The organism is Micromonospora sp. NPDC047187 (assembly GCF_040643355.1).
GTDB classification, from domain to species: Bacteria; Actinomycetota; Actinomycetes; order Mycobacteriales; family Micromonosporaceae; genus Micromonospora; species Micromonospora salmantinae.
The window spans coordinates 125,340-142,155 of the sequence record NZ_JBEYUF010000007.1 but is presented as its reverse complement, the minus strand read 5'-3'; the positions used below and the strand labels follow the sequence as shown (position 1 = coordinate 142,155).

16 protein-coding genes are annotated in these 16,816 nt (G+C 71.8%); 8 read left to right on the top strand and 8 right to left on the bottom strand.

Features of this window, described 5'->3' with window-relative positions; translation table 11 throughout:
- Positions 1 to 13: 13 nt before the first annotated feature.
- The 7 genes from ABZ794_RS14775 to folP form a co-directional block, all read right to left on the bottom strand.
- Entirely contained in the window at positions 14 to 445 is a 432-nt protein-coding gene (locus ABZ794_RS14775) for a hypothetical protein (RefSeq protein ID WP_307850426.1), read from the bottom strand.
- Between the two features lie 125 nt (positions 446 to 570).
- On the bottom strand, positions 571 to 879 hold the full coding sequence (locus ABZ794_RS14770) for a hypothetical protein (RefSeq protein WP_357515878.1): 309 nt from the start codon (positions 877 to 879) through the stop codon (positions 571 to 573).
- Between the two features lie 53 nt (positions 880 to 932).
- The gene (locus ABZ794_RS14765) at positions 933 to 2,147 is read right to left on the bottom strand and encodes an ABC transporter permease (protein WP_357515876.1); all 1,215 of its coding nucleotides are present in this window, start codon (positions 2,145 to 2,147) and stop codon (positions 933 to 935) included.
- A 119-nt stretch (positions 2,148 to 2,266) separates the two neighbouring features.
- Complete coding sequence (locus ABZ794_RS14760; RefSeq protein ID WP_238690428.1) at positions 2,267 to 2,803, bottom strand: DUF3180 domain-containing protein; 537 nt, start codon at positions 2,801 to 2,803, stop codon at positions 2,267 to 2,269.
- A 19-nt stretch (positions 2,804 to 2,822) separates the two neighbouring features.
- Positions 2,823 to 3,350, bottom strand: coding sequence for a 2-amino-4-hydroxy-6-hydroxymethyldihydropteridine diphosphokinase (gene folK, locus ABZ794_RS14755; RefSeq protein WP_210780815.1), 528 nt, complete (start codon positions 3,348 to 3,350; stop codon positions 2,823 to 2,825).
- Entirely contained in the window at positions 3,347 to 3,715 is a 369-nt protein-coding gene (gene folB / locus ABZ794_RS14750) for a dihydroneopterin aldolase (protein WP_210780814.1), read from the bottom strand. Before folB ends, folK begins: the two co-directional genes overlap by 4 nt.
- Positions 3,712 to 4,608, bottom strand: coding sequence for a dihydropteroate synthase (folP, locus tag ABZ794_RS14745; protein WP_357515872.1), 897 nt, complete (start codon positions 4,606 to 4,608; stop codon positions 3,712 to 3,714). The genes folB and folP overlap by 4 nt, the downstream gene beginning before the upstream one ends.
- A 356-nt stretch (positions 4,609 to 4,964) precedes the next feature.
- Between folP and ABZ794_RS14740 the strand changes: the two genes are divergently transcribed.
- The 7 genes from ABZ794_RS14740 to ABZ794_RS14710 all read left to right on the top strand — a co-directional run bounded on the left by ABZ794_RS14740 (position 4,965) and on the right by ABZ794_RS14710 (position 13,470).
- Positions 4,965 to 5,279, top strand: coding sequence for a hypothetical protein (locus tag ABZ794_RS14740; protein ID WP_030327982.1), 315 nt, complete (start codon positions 4,965 to 4,967; stop codon positions 5,277 to 5,279).
- A gap of 12 nt (positions 5,280 to 5,291) precedes the next feature.
- Positions 5,292 to 5,654 (top strand): hypothetical protein, encoded by a 363-nt coding sequence (locus ABZ794_RS14735; protein WP_053654782.1) that lies wholly within the window; start codon positions 5,292 to 5,294, stop codon positions 5,652 to 5,654.
- Positions 5,655 to 5,724: 70 nt separating this feature from the next.
- Positions 5,725 to 9,177 (top strand): ATP-binding protein, encoded by a 3,453-nt coding sequence (locus tag ABZ794_RS14730; protein WP_357515870.1) that lies wholly within the window; start codon positions 5,725 to 5,727, stop codon positions 9,175 to 9,177.
- 1 nt (position 9,178) lies between these two features.
- Entirely contained in the window at positions 9,179 to 11,128 is a 1,950-nt protein-coding gene (locus ABZ794_RS14725; RefSeq protein ID WP_210780811.1) for an MFS transporter, read from the top strand.
- Positions 11,125 to 11,682, top strand: a complete 558-nt coding sequence (locus tag ABZ794_RS14720; RefSeq protein WP_210780810.1) for a hypothetical protein — start codon at positions 11,125 to 11,127, stop codon at positions 11,680 to 11,682. Before ABZ794_RS14725 ends, ABZ794_RS14720 begins: the two co-directional genes overlap by 4 nt.
- Positions 11,679 to 12,857: a M23 family metallopeptidase gene (locus ABZ794_RS14715; RefSeq protein ID WP_210780809.1), complete on the top strand. Its 1,179-nt coding sequence runs from the start codon at positions 11,679 to 11,681 to the stop codon at positions 12,855 to 12,857. The genes ABZ794_RS14720 and ABZ794_RS14715 overlap by 4 nt, the downstream gene beginning before the upstream one ends.
- Positions 12,858 to 12,870: 13 nt before the next feature.
- Complete coding sequence (locus ABZ794_RS14710) at positions 12,871 to 13,470, top strand: hypothetical protein (protein ID WP_210780808.1); 600 nt, start codon at positions 12,871 to 12,873, stop codon at positions 13,468 to 13,470.
- A 3-nt stretch (positions 13,471 to 13,473) separates the two neighbouring features.
- Here ABZ794_RS14710 and ABZ794_RS14705 read toward each other — a convergent pair whose 3' ends face one another.
- On the bottom strand, positions 13,474 to 14,031 hold the full coding sequence (locus ABZ794_RS14705; RefSeq protein ID WP_357516015.1) for a hypothetical protein: 558 nt from the start codon (positions 14,029 to 14,031) through the stop codon (positions 13,474 to 13,476).
- 195 nt (positions 14,032 to 14,226) lie between these two features.
- Here ABZ794_RS14705 and ABZ794_RS14700 point away from each other — a divergent pair, with 195 nt between their 5' ends.
- Complete coding sequence (locus ABZ794_RS14700) at positions 14,227 to 16,788, top strand: FtsK/SpoIIIE domain-containing protein (RefSeq protein WP_357515866.1); 2,562 nt, start codon at positions 14,227 to 14,229, stop codon at positions 16,786 to 16,788.
- Positions 16,789 to 16,816 lie beyond the last annotated feature (28 nt).

Sequence of the window (16,816 nt, the reverse complement as noted above, 5' to 3'; positions counted from 1 at the left end):
GCGCCCGGCCGGGTCAGGCGCGACCGCCGAGGCTGGCGATGCCGATGATCCACCCGGTGAGGAAGCCGTAACCGGCACCGGTGCTGGCGTCCTGCAGGGCCCCCAGCAGTGACGGTGCCGGGCCGAGCAGCGCCGCCAACACGGCGGCCAGCCCGCCAGCCAGCACGTACGCGGCCCAGCCGGAGAAGAACTGGCTGACCGGGCCGGGCACCCGGGCGACCTGAGCGGCGGGCAACAGGTAGAGCAGCGCCACCGCGAGGACCACCAGCAGCACGGCTCGCAGGTCGGCGGCGAACAACCCGCCGGCCTGCCCGTCCGCGTCGAGCCGCCAGGCTGGCCAGGCGAGCAGGCGCGCGTAGAACGCCCCGCCCGACTCCGGGTCGGTCAGCGTGACGGCCCAGCCGGTGTACGCCGGACTGCCGCAGATCCCGACCAACAGCAACACGGCGAGCGCGCCGGTGCCGGCGGCCGTGCCGTAGCGGCTGACCGGGCCGGAACGGTGGATGAGCGACGCGATCCGCCCAGGCCCCGAACCGGTGGCTCGGACGGACCTGGGCTGCCCCGAGCGGCTCAGTGCTTCATCAGGTAGTCGATGAATGCGGCCCGCAGCAGCGGCGCCGACTCCTCGTAGCCGTGACCGGTCAGCTCCCGCCACAGCGCGTTGGCCTCGTCGATCGTCGGGCCGATCGAGTTCGGGGCGCCATCCAGCACCGTGGCCTCGTCCGCGTTCGGCAGGTGGCGCAGCACCGACCAGAAGAAGCCCACGTCCCGACGCTCCCGGGCCCGGGCGAACGCCCGCTCCCGCAGCTCCTCGGTGGACAGCGCGTCAAGCTCCTCGAACGAGGTTCCGCCCGGGGTGGCGGCAGGTGAGTCGGTCATGTCGCCGAGCCTAACGGTCGAGATCAGCTCCGGCTCGGCGGACGCGACGCGGCTCACCGCTCGTCGGTGTCCCACCGTCGCGGGCTGTCCTCCCACCGCGGATCCCGCCACGGGTCGATCGGTTGCGGCGCGGCCTGCGTCGGCAGCGTGGGAGGCCAGTTGTCGACGGACTGCGGCTGCGGCGTGGTCCAGCCCGAGCTGATCGTGCCGTCGCCGACCGGCTCGACCCGCTCAGGGCTGCCCGCTCGGGGCCGCCCGAGCGTCTCGACCAGCCGGGTGGCCAGCAGGCCGACGCCGAGCGCCGCCCCGCCGACCACCCAGTTGCTCAGCGTCCAGCCGCGCTCCGGCGCGTACACCTGAAAGACCGTGACCAGGCCGACCGCCAACAGCGTGCCGAACACACCGCCCCGGCGGCCGTACGCGCTGGTGCCGGCGAGCACTGCCACGCCGATGGCCAGCACCGTCCAGTCCAGCCCCGAGGTGGGCGCCACCGGCCCGGCGTCGTTGGCGGCGAGCAGGATGCCGGCCAGAGCGGCCAACACCGTGGAGACGACCAACGCGACGGCGGTCACCACGGCGGCCACCGCGCCCCGCCGACGGGCCGGGTCGGCGATCGGTCGGTACCGGCCGACGAGCCGGCGGATCGCCCGGATCGCGCCGAACAGCCCACCCAGGACGGCCACCGCGGCGAAGCCGGCGAAGAGGTAACCGGCGCTGCCGGTGGGGTCGTAGTCGCCCTGCACCAGCACGGGCGCCGATCGACGTTCGATGTACACCACCACGGCGGCGGCGCCGGCCAGGCTGGCGGCCCAGCCCGGCACGTGCAGCACCACCACGGCCAGCGCCAGCGCCAGTCCCCCCACCGCGGCGACCGCCACAGCCGGGCCGAGGGACGCCGGCAGGCCCCGGTCACCCTGCTCGGCGTAGTGCAGGGCTGCCGCTACCGCGATCGGGCCGACTGCCAGGTTCGGCGCGGCCGTCCGCAGGCTCAGCCCGGCGGCCAGGGCGAGCAACCCCAGCCCGACCGCGTCGATCAGCAGCGTGCGCAGGTTGCCGTCGCGCACCGCGGCCGGATCCTCCCGCCAGAGCAGCCAGCTCACGGCGGCCAGCCCGGCCAGCAGCAGCAGCTCCCACCCCAGGTGTACGCCGATCCGATCCCGGCCGGGCTCACCGTGGGTGGGATCGTCGAAGACGTTGTCCAGGACAGCGGCCGGCACCCCCGACGAGGGTTCGGCCGACCGGTCCCGGCCCGCTTCTTCGTACCCCATGACGCCGCCTCCCCAGTGGCCGACCGTCCCCAGTCCGGCGCACGGACGGACCCTGGGTGGCCCTTGCTCTCCGATCGCAGGCACCGTACCCGCGACCGCAGCCGGGCGTAACCCCCTGCTCAGCGCTGGCCGGGGCGGTTCTCCCGAGGGTCCTGCTCGCGCTCGTCGTCGGGGCGTTCCGGCACCCGGCAGGAGCGTTCCAACCAGAGCGCGGCGCCGACCAGCGCCAGCGAGGCGAGCAGGCCCCCGACGGCGGCCGGTCGATCGTCCAGGGCGGCACGGGTGGTCTCCACGAAGAGCCAGCCGGTGAGCCCCGCGTAGAAGCCCGCGAAGATCGCGGCGGCCAGCGCCGACGCCTTGGCCAACACCACGAAGCGGGCGACCAACAGCGGATTGACCGGCTCCCGACCCGGCTTGCGCTCGATCCGGCCCCGGGTGTTGACGGCGGCGTACGCCTCCAGCACGGCGAGCCCGGCCAGCGTCACCACCGGCAGCCAGGGCAGCCGGGGAATGCCGCTGTAGTAGAGGGTGCTGATCAGCAACCAGGCCACCGCCGCCGCAGCCAGGCCGGCCACGACCAGGGTCGAGATCCGGGTGGGGCCCATCCGCGACCCGTCCGGGCCCGACCCGCGGGGTGGGGGCTTCGCCTGCGTCATGCCGGCCGGTTCCGCTCGGTCATGCCGTCGACTCTAACGCCAACTCCGGCCGGGGACGCAGTTCCAACGCGTCGTCCGCCGCCGGGCCGGTGGTCAGCAGGTCGGTCAGCCAGCCGTGACCGGGCAGCCGACCGTACGGCTGGATGTCGATCCACGGACGCAGCACGAAGGCGCGCAGGTGCGCCCGGGGGTGCGGCAGGGTCAGCTCCTCCTCGTCGCTGAACACCGGCTCGTCGTCGTCGCCCCAGACCGCGATCACGTCCACGTCGAGGGTGCGCGGCCCGAACCGCCGCTGCGGGTCGCGGACCCGGCCGGCCGCGCGCTCCGCGTCGCGGGCCCGCTCCAGCCAGTCGCGCGGGGTCGCGCTCTCGTCCTGCACGAGGACCACCGCATTGAGGTACGCGGGCTGATCGGTGTCGCCCCACGGTGGAGTCTCGTACACCCCGGAGAGCACGAGCACCGCGTCGCCGAGGGTGGCGACGGCCGTGCGCAGGTGCTCCAGACGGTCGCCCAGGTTGCTGCCGAGCGAGAGGACCGCCCGGGTCACCGGGTACGCGCCCGGGTCATGGTGACGGCCACGTCGGTGAAGGTGTGCGGCACCGGAGCCTCCGGCTTGTGCACGGTGATCGTCGCCGCGTCGACCCGAACGTCTGCCAGGCAGACCGCGAGGAGCCGGTCCGCGAGGGTCTCGATCAGGTTGACCGGCTCGCCGGTCACCACCGCCACCAGGCGTTCGGCCAATTCGCCGTAGTGCACTGTTGCGGTGACGTCGTCGCTGGCCGCGGCCGGGCCGAGGTCCAACTCCAGGACGGCGTCGACCACGAAGTCCTGCCCCTGTTCGCGCTCGAAGTCGTACACCCCGTGCCGACCGCGCGCCCGCAGGCCGGTCAGCTGGATCCGGTCCGCCGTCATCGCCGTACCCCCTGCTCGTGATCGTCTTGCGTCCGCTTGCTGTCGTGCAGCGGCACGGCCAGGCGGGGGCTGCCGGTCGCCGCCCAGACGGCGAGCGCGTCGGCGGTGGCCTGCACGTCGTGCACGCGTACGCCCCAGGCGCCCGCGGCGACCGCCAGCACACTGGTGGCCACTGTGGCCGCCTCCCGCTGGGCGGTCGGTCGCGGCGTGCCGTCCGCGGCGGCGAGCAACCCACCGAGGTACGACTTGCGGCTCGCGCCGAAGAGCAGCGGGTAGCCGAGATCCAGCAACTCCGGCAGGCGGGCGCTGAGTTCCCAGTTGTGCGCGGCCGTCTTGGCGAAGCCGAGCCCGGGGTCGACGATGAGGCGGTCGGCCGCCACCCCGGCGGCCAGCGCAGTGTCGATCCGTTGGGCCAACTCGGCCCGGACGTCGGCCACCACGTCGGTGTAGGTGGCCAACTCGCGCATGGCACGGGAGTGCCCACGCCAGTGCATCAGCACCCAGGGGCAGTTCGCGTCGCGGACCACCCGGGCCATGTCCGGGTCGGCCAGGCCACCGGAGACGTCGTTGACCACCGCCGCGCCGGCGGCCAGGGCGGCCTCCGCGACCCGCGCTCGGCTGGTGTCGACGCTGACCGCCACGCCGGCGGCGGTCAGCTCGCGGATGACCGGCAACACCCGCTCGGCCTCGGTCGCGGCGTCGATCCGCTCGGCGCCCGGACGGGTCGACTCGCCACCGATGTCGACCAGGTGCGCACCGGCGTCGCGTAGACGGACGCCGTGTCCGACGGCGGCGTCCAGGTCGGCGTACCGTCCGCCGTCGGAGAAGGAGTCCGGTGTGACGTTGAGGACGCCCATCACCACCGGGCCCGAAGCCCGCACCAGATCGGTCACGACTAGACGGTACCGGTCGCGGCGGCGGCGCCCAGCGACCCGGGTAGGCCCCGCACCACTGCCCCTGACGTGCCGATTAGAACAGGTGTACGATCGGTCATCCGGGCAGTATCGGGCAGCCCCTTCGCGGCTTGTCGCAATCCGGGGCGGCCCGTACGCTTTGGAATTGGCCAGCATCGAGATGGCGAAGCTTGGAGGGGGGGCCGAAGCGGGGGAAAACCGCCCAAACCTCGCCACCCTCCGTGGTGAGTAACGAACACAGGGTCAAGAACGCCATGCCCTGTGGAGCACTTTTCCCGCCAGGCTTGCCTATTGCACCGCCGCGGCACCGCCGGCCGCGCTATGGGGAGGTTCCAGTGATCGCCTTCGAGCTCATGGAGACGGCGTCGTCCGGCGTCGCCCACGCGCTCTCCACCCTGGCGTCGGCTCCACTCGCGGAGCCGGCACCGAAGGGGATCGACACCAACAGTGTCGTCACCTTCTTCGCCAGCAAGATCGCGCCGATCCTGCTCGCCGTCCTGGGCGTCATCTTCATCGGCCGTGCCAGCCGAGGCGAGATCTCCAAGGTGCTGACCAGCTCCGCGATCGCCATCGTCGGGCTCGCCTTCATCGCGGGCGCGGCAACACTCTTCTTCGTCGGCGATTACCTGATCGACCTGATCTTCGAATAGGCGCTTCACCAGATGCGGCTGCGCACCGACGACGACATCTACCGGGCCCGCCTGGTCTACCTCGGGCCGCCCGGTTACACCCTTCCGGTCCACCTGCCCTACGCCCAGTACGGGCTCTTCATGCTGCTGGTCCCCCTCTACATGTTCATCCACTGGCTGTTCACGTTGACGGTCGAGCTCTTCCCAGCCTGGGAGATCGCGCTCGCCATCGTGACCACGTCGTTCATCTTCCGGCACGTCGACCCCGATCGGCCGGCGCGGGTGGTCATCCGCACCGCGCTGACCGACTGGCGACGCACCCGGGAGCCGGCGGTCGAGCAGCGCGATCCGCGCCTGGTCGGCAGCCGGATCAGGATTAGGGAGGAGCTGGCATGACCGGACGTACGTCGAACGGTCCTTCGCAGGACGCGGGCAGGGGTCTGCCGACACTCGCCGAGGCGGTCGCATGAGCCGCTCCTCCACGCCGGGCTCCCCGGCCGGCCGCCCGGGCGCGCCGGCAGGTCACCGTGCGCACTCGTTCGACTACACCGAGGACGAGGACGAGGTTGCCCTCGACCCCGCGCTGGTGACGTCGCCCGGCCACGGTGCCGTCGGCGTCTTCCAGGCACCCCGGCCGGTCCCTCGCCGGACGCCACCGGCCGAGCCCACCGCCGTGTCGGCCGGCGAGAACGCCGACATCGACTCCCCCTTCCTGGACCTCTTCGGCGGCGGGGGGCGACCCACCTCGCCACGAGCCGTCACCGCCGGCCCCAGCACCCGCGAGCAGCCGGCGATCCCGCATCAGCCGCCACCCACCGCCAGCCCGGCACCACCCCGCGCGGTTCCCGAGCTCGAGCCACCGTGGACGCCGGCCGACCCGCCCGGCAACGGTGGCCGACCCGTCGAGCCACGACACGGTGGCGGCCACCCGGCCAGCGAGTCCCGGGTGCCGCACCAGGCCGGCGATCGACGACCGATGCTGCGTCCGCCGGACGAGCCCTACCCGGCCACCGGCGGCGGGTCGCCGTCGGCGACCACCGGTTCCGTCCGCCGAGCCGCCAACACCGTGCCGGGCAGCCGCCCCACAGCGACGTCGCCGGCCCGACCGGCGGCTCAGGCGCCGCCCCAGCCGGCGGTCGCTGCCGGCCGGGCCACGGCTCCGTCGGAGCAGCCGGCCATGATCACGGCTGCGGATCGGCCAGCTCTCGAACGTACGGCGCGCCGGGCCACCGAAGCGGATCGGCCCAGGAGCACCGGCACCGCGGCCACCGGCAAGGAGATCGCCGCACCCCGACAGCGCACGGCGAGCCGACCGGACCGACCGATCAAGCCGACCCGGGTTCGCGCTCCGAAGATCAAATTCGGGGATCGGGATCCGTCTGTCGAGCTGGCCATCACCGAGATCGCCGGCCACCTGACCTTCACGCCGAACACCGTCACCGCCTGGTACTGGCTGCCCGAGGTCCGCTGGGCGTTCCGGCCGGACGCCGAGCGCGAGGCGCTGCTGTCGGCGATCTCCGAGCAGTACGCCGGCCTGGCCGGCTTCCGACTGCACCTGCGCCGCACCACCCGGCCGTTCCCCGCCGACGAGTGGGCGCGCACCATCGACACGCACACCTCGGCGCCACTGCCCGACGTCCCCGGCACCACCGGCTGGGCCGACCACCTGGTCGCCGCCCAACGCCACCTGATGGCGGTCAACCACGCCGAGGGCCAGACCTACCTGGGTGTCACCTTCGCCCGGCGTTCCCTCGGCGACTCCCTCACCGAGCGGCTGCTGCGCACCTTCGGCCGGGGCACCGCCGATGGGGAACGCCGCAAGCTGGGCCGCACCGTGGAACAGTTCGACGAGGTGCTCGGGGCGTTCGGCATGCGCGGCCGGCGGGTCACCGCCCAGGAACTGGAATGGCTGCTCTACCGCTCGGTGGCGCTGTGCATGTCGCCGCCGAGCACCCTCTCCCCCGTCACCGACGGGCGCTGGGAGCGCGGCGACCTGCTCGCCATGACCGAGCAGGTCGAGCGCTACCGCACCCCGTACGGCTCGACGGTCAAGCTGGTCAACCGGATGACCGGCGAGGAGCGGCACGTGGCAGTGCTCGCGGTCGGCCGGATGGAGCCGCTGGAGATCCCGGAACGACACGAGCCCTGGCTGCACTTCCACGAGCGACTGCCGTGGCCGATGGAAATCTCCACCCGCGTCGACATCCTCGGCTCCGGCGACTCCTTCCGCAATCTCGAACACCGGCTGCGGATGATCCGCTCGCAACAGCTCGACTACGCCGAACACGGCATCGACGCGCCCCCGGAGCTGGAGCGACTGGCCAAGCGCGCCCTGGTGATCGGCGACGAGATGACCACCGGCCTGCCGGTCGACTCGGCCCGTGCGCACGGCTGGCACCGGATCGCGGTCGGCGGCCGGACCAGGGAGGAATGCCTGGAGCGGGCCCGCCGGCTCATCCAGCTCTACTCCCGAGAGCTACGCATCTCGCTGCAGCACCCGAAGAACCAGGACTGGCTGGCCCGCGAGTTCATCCCCGGCGAGCCGATCGCCAACACCGGCTACGTGCGCCGCATGCCGGTGCCGTTGCTCGCCGCCGCGCTCCCCCAGGCCGCATCCAACGTCGGCGACCGGCGGGGCGACCTGATCGGCCGAACCGCCGGCACCTGCCGCCGCCCGGTCTTCCTCGATCTGCACTTCCCCATGGAGGTCCGGGAACGCTCCGGGCTCGCGGTCTTCGTCGCCGAACCGGGCGGTGGCAAGTCCACACTGCTCGGCGCCCTGGGCTACCTGGCCGCCCGCCGAGGTGTCCAGGTGACCCTGCTCGACCCGTCCGGCCCGTTGGCCCGCCTCTGCGCGATGCCCGAGCTGCGGCCGTACTCCCGGGTGTTGAACCTGACCGGCTCGGAGCACGGCACCCTGGCGCCCTACTCGCTCATCCCGACGCCGCTGCGCTCCGAGTTCGGCACCGGGGCCGCCGGCGACCGGGAATTCGAGATCGCGGTCTCCAACGCCCGAGCCGAGCGGCGGATGCTGGTCCAGGACATCTGCATGATGCTCGTCCCGCCGCAGGTCGCCAGGGAGGCGTCGACCGCCACCCTTTTCCGGCACGCGGTCCGCCAGGTCCCCGCCGAGGAGACCTCCACCCTTGACGACGTGGTGAGCTGCCTCGGGCGGCTCGACGACGACGCCGGCAAGGAACTGGCCAACCTCCTGCTGGACACCGCCGAGATGCCACTGGCCATGCTCTTCTTCGGCCGACCGCCGGATGGGCTGCTCGGTGCCGACGCGGCACTCACCGTGATCACCATGGCCGGGCTACGGTTGCCCGACCTCAAGATCGAACGCGAGTACTGGTCGGCCGAGGAAGCACTGGCCCTGCCGATGCTGCACACCGCGCACCGGCTCGCCGTCCGGCGCTGCTACGGCGGCTCGATGTCGTCCCGCAAACTCGTCGGCCTCGACGAAGCGCACTTCATGGAAGGCTGGCGGTCCGGGCGCTCCTTCCTGGTCCGACTCGCCCGCGACTCCCGCAAGTGGAACCTGGCCGCACTGGTCGCCTCCCAGAACCCCAAAGACATCCTCGGCCTCGACGTGCAGAACCTCGTCTCCACCGTCTTCGTCGGTCGCATCGCCGAGGACGCCGAGATCGCCTCCGAAGCGCTACGGCTGCTGCGGGTGCCGGTGAACGACGGGTACGAAGCCACCCTCGCCTCGCTCTCCGCCGCCGACACCAGCTCGTCCAGCCGGCTCGGCTTCCGCGAGTTCGTGATGCGCGACGTCGACGGCCGGGTGCAGAAGGTTCGCGTCGACGTCTCGTACGTCGAAGGGCTGCTGGACCACCTCGACACGACGCCCGCAGCGATCGCCGCGGCGGCCGGAGTCCTGCCGAGCATCCCCCTGCCGGATCTGGAGGCGTGACATGGCTAGGGCCTGGGCAAGGACTGCGTCGTTCCTGCTCGCCCTTGGCGTACTGGCCGGGGCCACCCTCACCTGGCCGCTGATCGGTGCAGAGGCCGCAGCCGCCGCACCGCCCGCCGCCCAGGCCCGCGCCGACCTCTGCACGACCGCCGAATGGCAAGCCGACTTCCGCGCCTGCGTGGCAAAGCTAGAAGCGGTCGCCGACGACCAGGTCACTTGTCGCAACGCACCAACCCCGGGTACGCCTGACTCCGGGCTCGCCGGCTGGTTCGCCGCCGCGCCACCGACGGAGGCTGCGAATGGAGTAGCTGGTCGGTACAGCCTCTATGGCTACGGTGGCTACAGCTATAACACCTATGATGTCGACGGTGGCTGCGCCTCAAGCGTGCTTCATCCGGACTACAAGTTCACCACGACGATCGCCAATGGCGAGTTCATGGCCGCCACGGCGATCATCGGCGCATCAAATGCGCTCCGAGAGCGCGCCTGGGACCCCGGTTCGATGTGGGGATGGGCTGACCCGCTTGTCGAGCAGGCGACCAAGGCCGTGTACCAGAAGGTGTTCAGCGTCTTCGGCATCGTCACCCTGTGTGTGGTGGGGCTCTACCTACTCTGGCGGTCCCGCCAGTCAGACATGAGCAATGCGATGACCACCGCGGGCTGGGCGCTGCTGGTGATGGTCGCGGTCACGGCACTGGCCGCTTGGCCGGTCAAGTCAGCAAACATCGCCGACGGGGCACTTGTCACCAGCCTCGGAGTGGTGCATGACGCCGTTGGGCCGCAGGCTAAGGAGCCGGACCCGGGGCGGTGCATCGATCCTGACCGCTGCAAGGACCTACGAGCCCCTGCCGTCCGAGCAAGCGACACCGCTACCGAGACAATGCTGTACCGGAACTGGCTCCGGGGAGTGCTCGGCTCGGCCGACAGTGAGACCGCCCGTAAGTACGGTCCGGCACTCTACGACGCGAAGGCACTTTCCTGGGAGGAGGCCGAGAAGCTACGCGCCAACCCGGCCACTCGGCCAGCGACGATCAAGGCAAAGCAGCAGCAGTGGGCGCGGGTGGCCCAGCAGATCAAGGCCGAGGATCCAGAGGCGTACGAATATCTCCAGGGCATACGCGATATGGATCGGGTCGGCGCAGGGTTCATCGCCGTGCTCGCGGCCCTACTATTTGCGATGTTCGACCTGACCGCGTCGCTACTGGTCCTGCTGGGTTTCCTGATCTTCCGGTGGGCGGTGATCGCGGCACCCATCCTGGGCACCATCGGTCTACTGCGGCCGGCCAGCGCCGGTCTGCGGCGGTTGGCGAACGCTGTGGTCGCCGCGCTGTTCAACATCGCCATCTTCGGCACCGGGGCAGCCATCTACCTGTTCGCCGTCGATCTGATCATGGGTACCCCCACCATGCCGGGTTGGCTTCAGGTGGTGCTGGTGTGGCTCTGCGGGGTGGTCGGATGGCTGCTGCTGCGGCCGTACCGGCGGATCACCCAACTCGGCGGCAAGGACAGCAGCGAAGCGGTCAGTTCGGCCGGGTCCTGGCACCGCCGGTTCTTCCGCGACATGCGGACCGCCGCACGGCTGGACGTAGCCGAGCCGGGCGGCACCGCCGAACCGGTGGGCGGACGTCGACGGTCGCCCGAAGCAACGCAGACCCGGCTACGTCCCGAGGCGCGGCGGGAGGACCCGGCTCCGGTTCCGACCGCTAGGGCCGAGGGCCGGCGCGCAGACGCGGTGCGCCCCGACGGTCGAGAGCGGCCCGACGAGGCGCTGGCGGAGGAGGACAGAGGTCGGAGCCGCCCAACCGCTCCGCAGCCTCGACGCCGACAGCCAGCGACCTGGACCGAGCCGGATGTTCCGGCTGAGAACCCGTCGTTCGTGGTCTACCGCCCGGGCTCAACCGAGCGTGTACCGGATCGCACCGGACCTCGGGTGCGATCAGAGGCGAGGTGACGGTCATGCGACGGGCGCTGGAATTCCTCTTCACCCGGGCGCTGCGGTCCCGGTTGGGCGTTGCGCTGGTGATCGGGGTGGTGGTCGTTGGTGTACTCGGGGCGGCCAGGCTGATCTCCAACCCGGGCGATTCAGCCGATGGGTTGAGTAGCCGTCCGGATGGGCCGATCATCACCGTGGACCCGACGGCCGGCGATGACGGCCTGCTCAACAGCGCGGCTCCGCCGTCACCCGTGACGTCGCCCGGCGCCCGCACGCCCGAACAGACCGCCGACCGCTTCGCCAAGGCATGGCTGGGCCGTCCCGGGATGACCACCGAAGAGTGGCAGGCTGGTCTGCGGCCACTTTCCACGCCGACGCTGAGAGAGAAGTTGACCGGCGTCGAACCCGAGAGCGTGCCGGCCGAGAGGGTCACCGGTCCTCCAACCATGCGAGGGCGGACCGAGACGTTCGTCGAGTTGCTGCTTCCCCTTGATGCCGGCGGGCTCCGGTTGGAGCTGGTCACCTCCGATGACGGTTGGCTGGTCGACGTTCTGGACTGGGAGCGGCCATGAGCGACGTTGGTAGCGCCAAAACCCGCCGGGGTCCGCTCCGGCTCGGTGTGGTCGCCTCGGTCCTCACCGGGATGCTGCTTTTGCTCTGCTGCACCGGCGGCACCGCGGCGTTCTTCCTCACCGGGCTCGGAGGCGACGACGCCGAGAACGGCGACACCATGGCAGGCATGGAGTGCGGGCCGGTCCGAGCGGTAAACATCGCCGGCAAGCTGCCGCGATTCGCCCAGTACGGCGACACCCAGGTCCGCAATGCCGCGATCATCATCAAGGTCGGCCAGGACATGGGCGTACCTTCGCGAGGTTGGGTGGTCGCCCTCGCCACCGCGATGCAGGAGTCCGCCCTACGCAACCTGGCCAACAGCGGCGTACCCGAGTCCCTGGCTCTGCCGCACGAGGGCGTTGGCGCGGACCACGACTCGCTGGGCCTGTTCCAGCAGCGGCCGGGGTGGGGCACCGTCGCCGAGCGGTTGAACCCCGCGTACGCGGCCCGCAAGTTCTACGAGAAGCTCGTCAAGGTCGGGAGTTGGCAGCAACGACCGCTGACCGTGGTCGCGCAGCGGGTCCAGGTCAGCGCATACCCGGACGCGTACGCCAAGCACGAAGAGGTGGCCAGCCGGATCGTGGACGCGCTGGCCGGCGGCGCGGCCCGCACCGTCGAGATCAACGGCAAGGCGGTGTGCAACGCGGCCGAGCGCGGCCAGATCGCTGCCTCCGGCTGGACCGCACCGATCCCCGGCGGAGTCGGCTCCGGTTTCCGCACCGCCAGCCGACCCAGCCACAACGGAGTCGACATCGGCGCGGCCAAGGGCACCGAGATCCGTGCGGCAGCGACCGGCCGGGTGCTGGTCTCCACCTGCGACGAGGACCGCCGCGGCCGACAGGACTGCAACGTGGACGGCTTCCCCGGCAAGGGTGGCTGCGGCTGGTTCGTCGACCTGCTGCACGCCGGTGGCTACATCACCCGGTACTGCCACATGGTGGTTCAGCCCTTCGTCAAGAAAGATCAGGTCGTGACGGCCGGTCAGGTGATCGGCAAGGTCGGCAGCAGTGGCAACTCCTCCGGTCCGCACCTGCATTTCGAGGTGCACCTGCGCAACGACCGCAACGCCTCCGGCGCGGTGAACCCGGTCCCGTTCATGCGCGAGCGGGGTGCCCCGCTGCGCGCCGCTGAGTGAGGCCACCACGGGTATGACCGGACCGTTACCCGACCCGTTCGCCGACCAGCCGGACTGGGCACCGCAGCCGCCGAGACCGCTGACCATCGTCCCCGCGACGGAGCGGATCGAGCTACGCGGTCGACGGGTGCTGGTCGGGCTGCCCGGGATGGGTTGGCGCGGGGACCTGCGCGCGGACGACCGGGTGGTGCAGAGTGCCCGGACCTACGTGCCGGTGATCCCCGAGCACGAGTGGTACCGGGCCGAAGCCGACCAGGTCGAGGTGTTCGCGCCGTTGGTGCCGGTGGAGCGGGTCTGGGTGGAGACGGTCGGCAGCCGTCCGGGAGTGGACGACGCCCGGGACACGGGCATCCGCTTGGTCTCGCTGGACGGCCCGGCACACCGGACCCCCACACCGGTCTTCGAAGCGGACGCGGTCACCGGTCGGCGGGTGGTGCACGTCGAGGGTGGCCTGGAGCACCGTGACCTTCGAGCGGTCACCGAGACCTACTCGGGCGCCGAAGGCGACATCTGCGTGCGAGTCACACCCGAGGTGGAGTGGTACCGCTGGGCCTGGCGCGGCCAGTCGCCCACCACCTTGGAAGTTCCGGTTCACCTTTTATGGATTGAGTGAAAATCAGCCTAGCTTCAGGCCGCCACAAACGCGCCAGCCCTCCTGCTTTACAACGTCGAACCGCCAGTTATCCGTCAGGCTTTGCGGTACGCCATCCACAGTGGCACTGCGCCGGATTGCCGTCTCAACGGAGGCGGTATCACCATGGGAATCAACGTCAAGGCTGCCCCAGCTAACGAGAATGGTGACGCTGAGTTCTTGCTCCCGTTCGAGTAGATCGGTTCGCAGAGCGTGTAACGCCTCCAACTGCGACCCGCTCTCGCAAGTGAAGAGGTCTGCTCTTACGTCATTGCGATCCACGAGGAACGCGCGCAGATAGTTGTCCACCACCACGTCTGGCGTGCTGCGGTCGGGCGTTGAGGCGCGGTTGTACCAAACCAGGGCGGTGGCGACCCCGCCGAGGCAGAGCAGCGCGAGCACGCCCGCGACGACGGTGAGCACCGTCCGCATTCGACGGCGTGGCGGCTGCGGTGCCGGCGGTGCCGGGGCGGGCGGCAGCTGCTCCGACGGTGTCCGCTGGGCCGGTACGCGGGAGACCTGGGAACCGGCGGGGGGCTGCACTGATTCCACCTCCTGAAGTTATCGGCTGGACGCTCCGGAGCCAATGCCTCAGATCCAGCGGATCGTGACGGACCCCTCCCCACCGGTGAGATCCACGACAACACCGTCGCAGCGCCGAGGCACCTCCCGGAGGAGGACCGTCGGCTGGGATACCGTCTCTGCTTGGGGAGGGGTTGCCAACCTCGGGTAGAGGGGGTGGACGCGGTGGCCGGTCCGAAGGCTCGCACGAACCGCGCCGCAGCCCTGCACCGTCGGGCGGCGGCCGTCGCGACGGCGGCTGCCGGCATCCTGGACGAGACGCGGCCGGCTCCGGCCGATCAGCGCCGCCAGTACGAGGTGGCCGATCGGTTACGGACGGCTGCGGCCCTGCTGGCACCGGGCTGGTCGGGCGCGGCACTGAACTCGCTCACCGTGGACTCGCCGGCGGGTGATGGTCCGCCGCCGTTCGTTCGGGTCGGTACTGCGGCGCCGTTGGACGACGCTCGTTTCCCCGCGTTGGTGCCACTTGTCGGCACCGGTCACCTGAGCGTGGACGCTGACGCGCGGGAGCCGCGGGTGGCGGGTTTGCTCCGGGCCGTACTTTTGCGGTTGTTGGGTGCGGCACCGGCGGGTGCCCTGCTGATTCGCGCGGTGGACGCCACCGGCGCGGTGCTGACGCCGTTCGGGGCGCTGGCGGATGCTGGCCTGTTGCCGCCGCCGGCGGTGGACGTGGCGGGTCTGCGCGCGGTGCTGACCGAGGCGGAGCAGTGGGTGACGCCGGGGGCGAGTGGGCGACGCCGTCACGATCGGACGCTGCTGCTGGTGGTGGCCGCGCTGCCGGAGTCGACCGGCCCGACCGATCTGGCGCGCATCGAGACGTTGGCCGAGCAGGGGCCGGCCGCTGGGCTGCACCTGGTGGTGGCGGGTTGGCCGCCCGCCGGCCCGTACTCGGCCCGGGCACCACTGCCGCACACCACTTCGCTGGCGCTGCGGAATGCGTACGCGCTGCTCGGCGATCCGCCGGGGGCGTCGTTCGCGGGGCCGGGTGCCGATCCGCCGGGCGGGTTGAACTCGCCGGTCTTCGTCGAGTCGGACCCGCCGGCCGAGCTGGTCGACGCGGTCTGTCGGCGGCTCGCCGAGCAGGTGGAGGCGGGCTCCCGGTTGGCGTTGGGTGCTCTGCTGCCGCCGACGGGCGAGCGACTGTGGGAATCGGATTCGGCCGACGGGCTGACCACTACCGTCGGCGACGCCGGGGGCCGGTCGGTGCCGCTGGGCTTCACCGAGTTGACCCCGCACTGGCTGGTGAGTGGCCGGTCTGCGGCCGGCCGGGCGGCGTTCCTGACCACCGCGCTACTCGGCCTGGCCGCCCGGTACGGCCCGGACGACCTGGCGTTCTACCTAACGGATCTCGGCGACGGCGAGTCCTTCGTGGAGTTCTTGCAGACCGAGCGGGACCGGTCGTGGGTTCCGCAGGTGCGCGCGGCAGCGATGGCCGCCGACCGGGAGTACGTCCGGGATCTGCTGGACGAGTTGACGGCCGAGGTCCAGCGCCGCACGGAGGCGGGCGTTCGGGCCGGGGGGCAACGCTTCGCGGAGCTGCGTCAGCACCAGCCGCTGCCCCGGATCGTCTGTGTGGTGGACAATGTGCCGCTGCTCTTCGCCGAGCGGGACCGGCTGGCCGCCGAGGTGGCCGCGCAGTTGGACGGGCTGGCCCGGGCGGGTCGGGCGTACGGCGTGCACCTGGTCCTGGCGGGGGCGGGCGAGTTGGGGCTGAGTGCGCGCGCGGATGCTGGTCATCGGGATTCGGTGCTTGGGCAGTTTCCGGTACGGGTGGCGCTGCCGGGTGGCAGTCCGGTGTTGGAGCCGACGAACGACTCGGCCGCCGGTCTACCGGTGGGCAGTGCGGTGGTGAACACGGCCGGCGGGCTCGGCGGCCCACGGGGTGCGATCCGGGGTCACGAACGGTTGATTCGTCACCCGGACCCGCAGGATCATCCGGAGGTCGTGGAGAAGCTGCGGCACGAGTTGTGGGAAGCCCGTCCGGCCGGGTCGGTGCCGCCGGTGGTCTTCGCGGGTTACGCCCGGCCGATGCTGGCCAACGATCCGCGCCACCGGGCGGCCCTGGCGGGACAGGCGCACGGACCGGCCGCCCTGTTGGGCCGGGCGGTGGATGTGGCCCGCTCGACGGTGGCCGTGCCGTTGGGGCCGGCGGCCGGGCGCAACCTCGCGGTGCTGGGGTCGGGCGCCGCGGCGGGCGGGCTGTTGGCGACGGCGGCGCGGAGCACGTCGGCTCACCACACTCCGGGCAGTGCCCGCTTCCTGGTGTCGGCACCGGATCCGGGCGCCCGGGCCTTGGCGGAGGCGTTGACGGCCGATCTGGCGACCCGGCATTCGGCCGAGTTGGTGGATCTGCCGAGGCTGCTCGCGGACGCGGCCGAGGACCTGCCGACGTACCTTGTGGTCTTCGGGTTGGACCGGCCGGGTCCTCGGGAGCTTCCGGTGGACCGGCTGCGGTCGATCCTGCGGGACGGGCCGCCGGCGGGGCGGCATCTGTTGGGCTGGTGGCGTGCGGTGCCGCCGTTCGCCGCGTTGTTCGAGCCGGCGGGCGAGGTCGACAAGCTGGCGGCGGTGGCCGTGCTGGACGTGCCGGTCGCGCAGCTCACTGCGGTCTTCGGTCGGCAGGTCGAGTGGCAGGTGCGCCCCGACCGGGCGGTGCTCTGGGACGGCCCGGACGAGCGGGGCACCGTCCTGGTGCCGTTCGCCGACGAGGCCGGCTGATCGGGTGGCGCGGGTGGAGGGTGTCGGG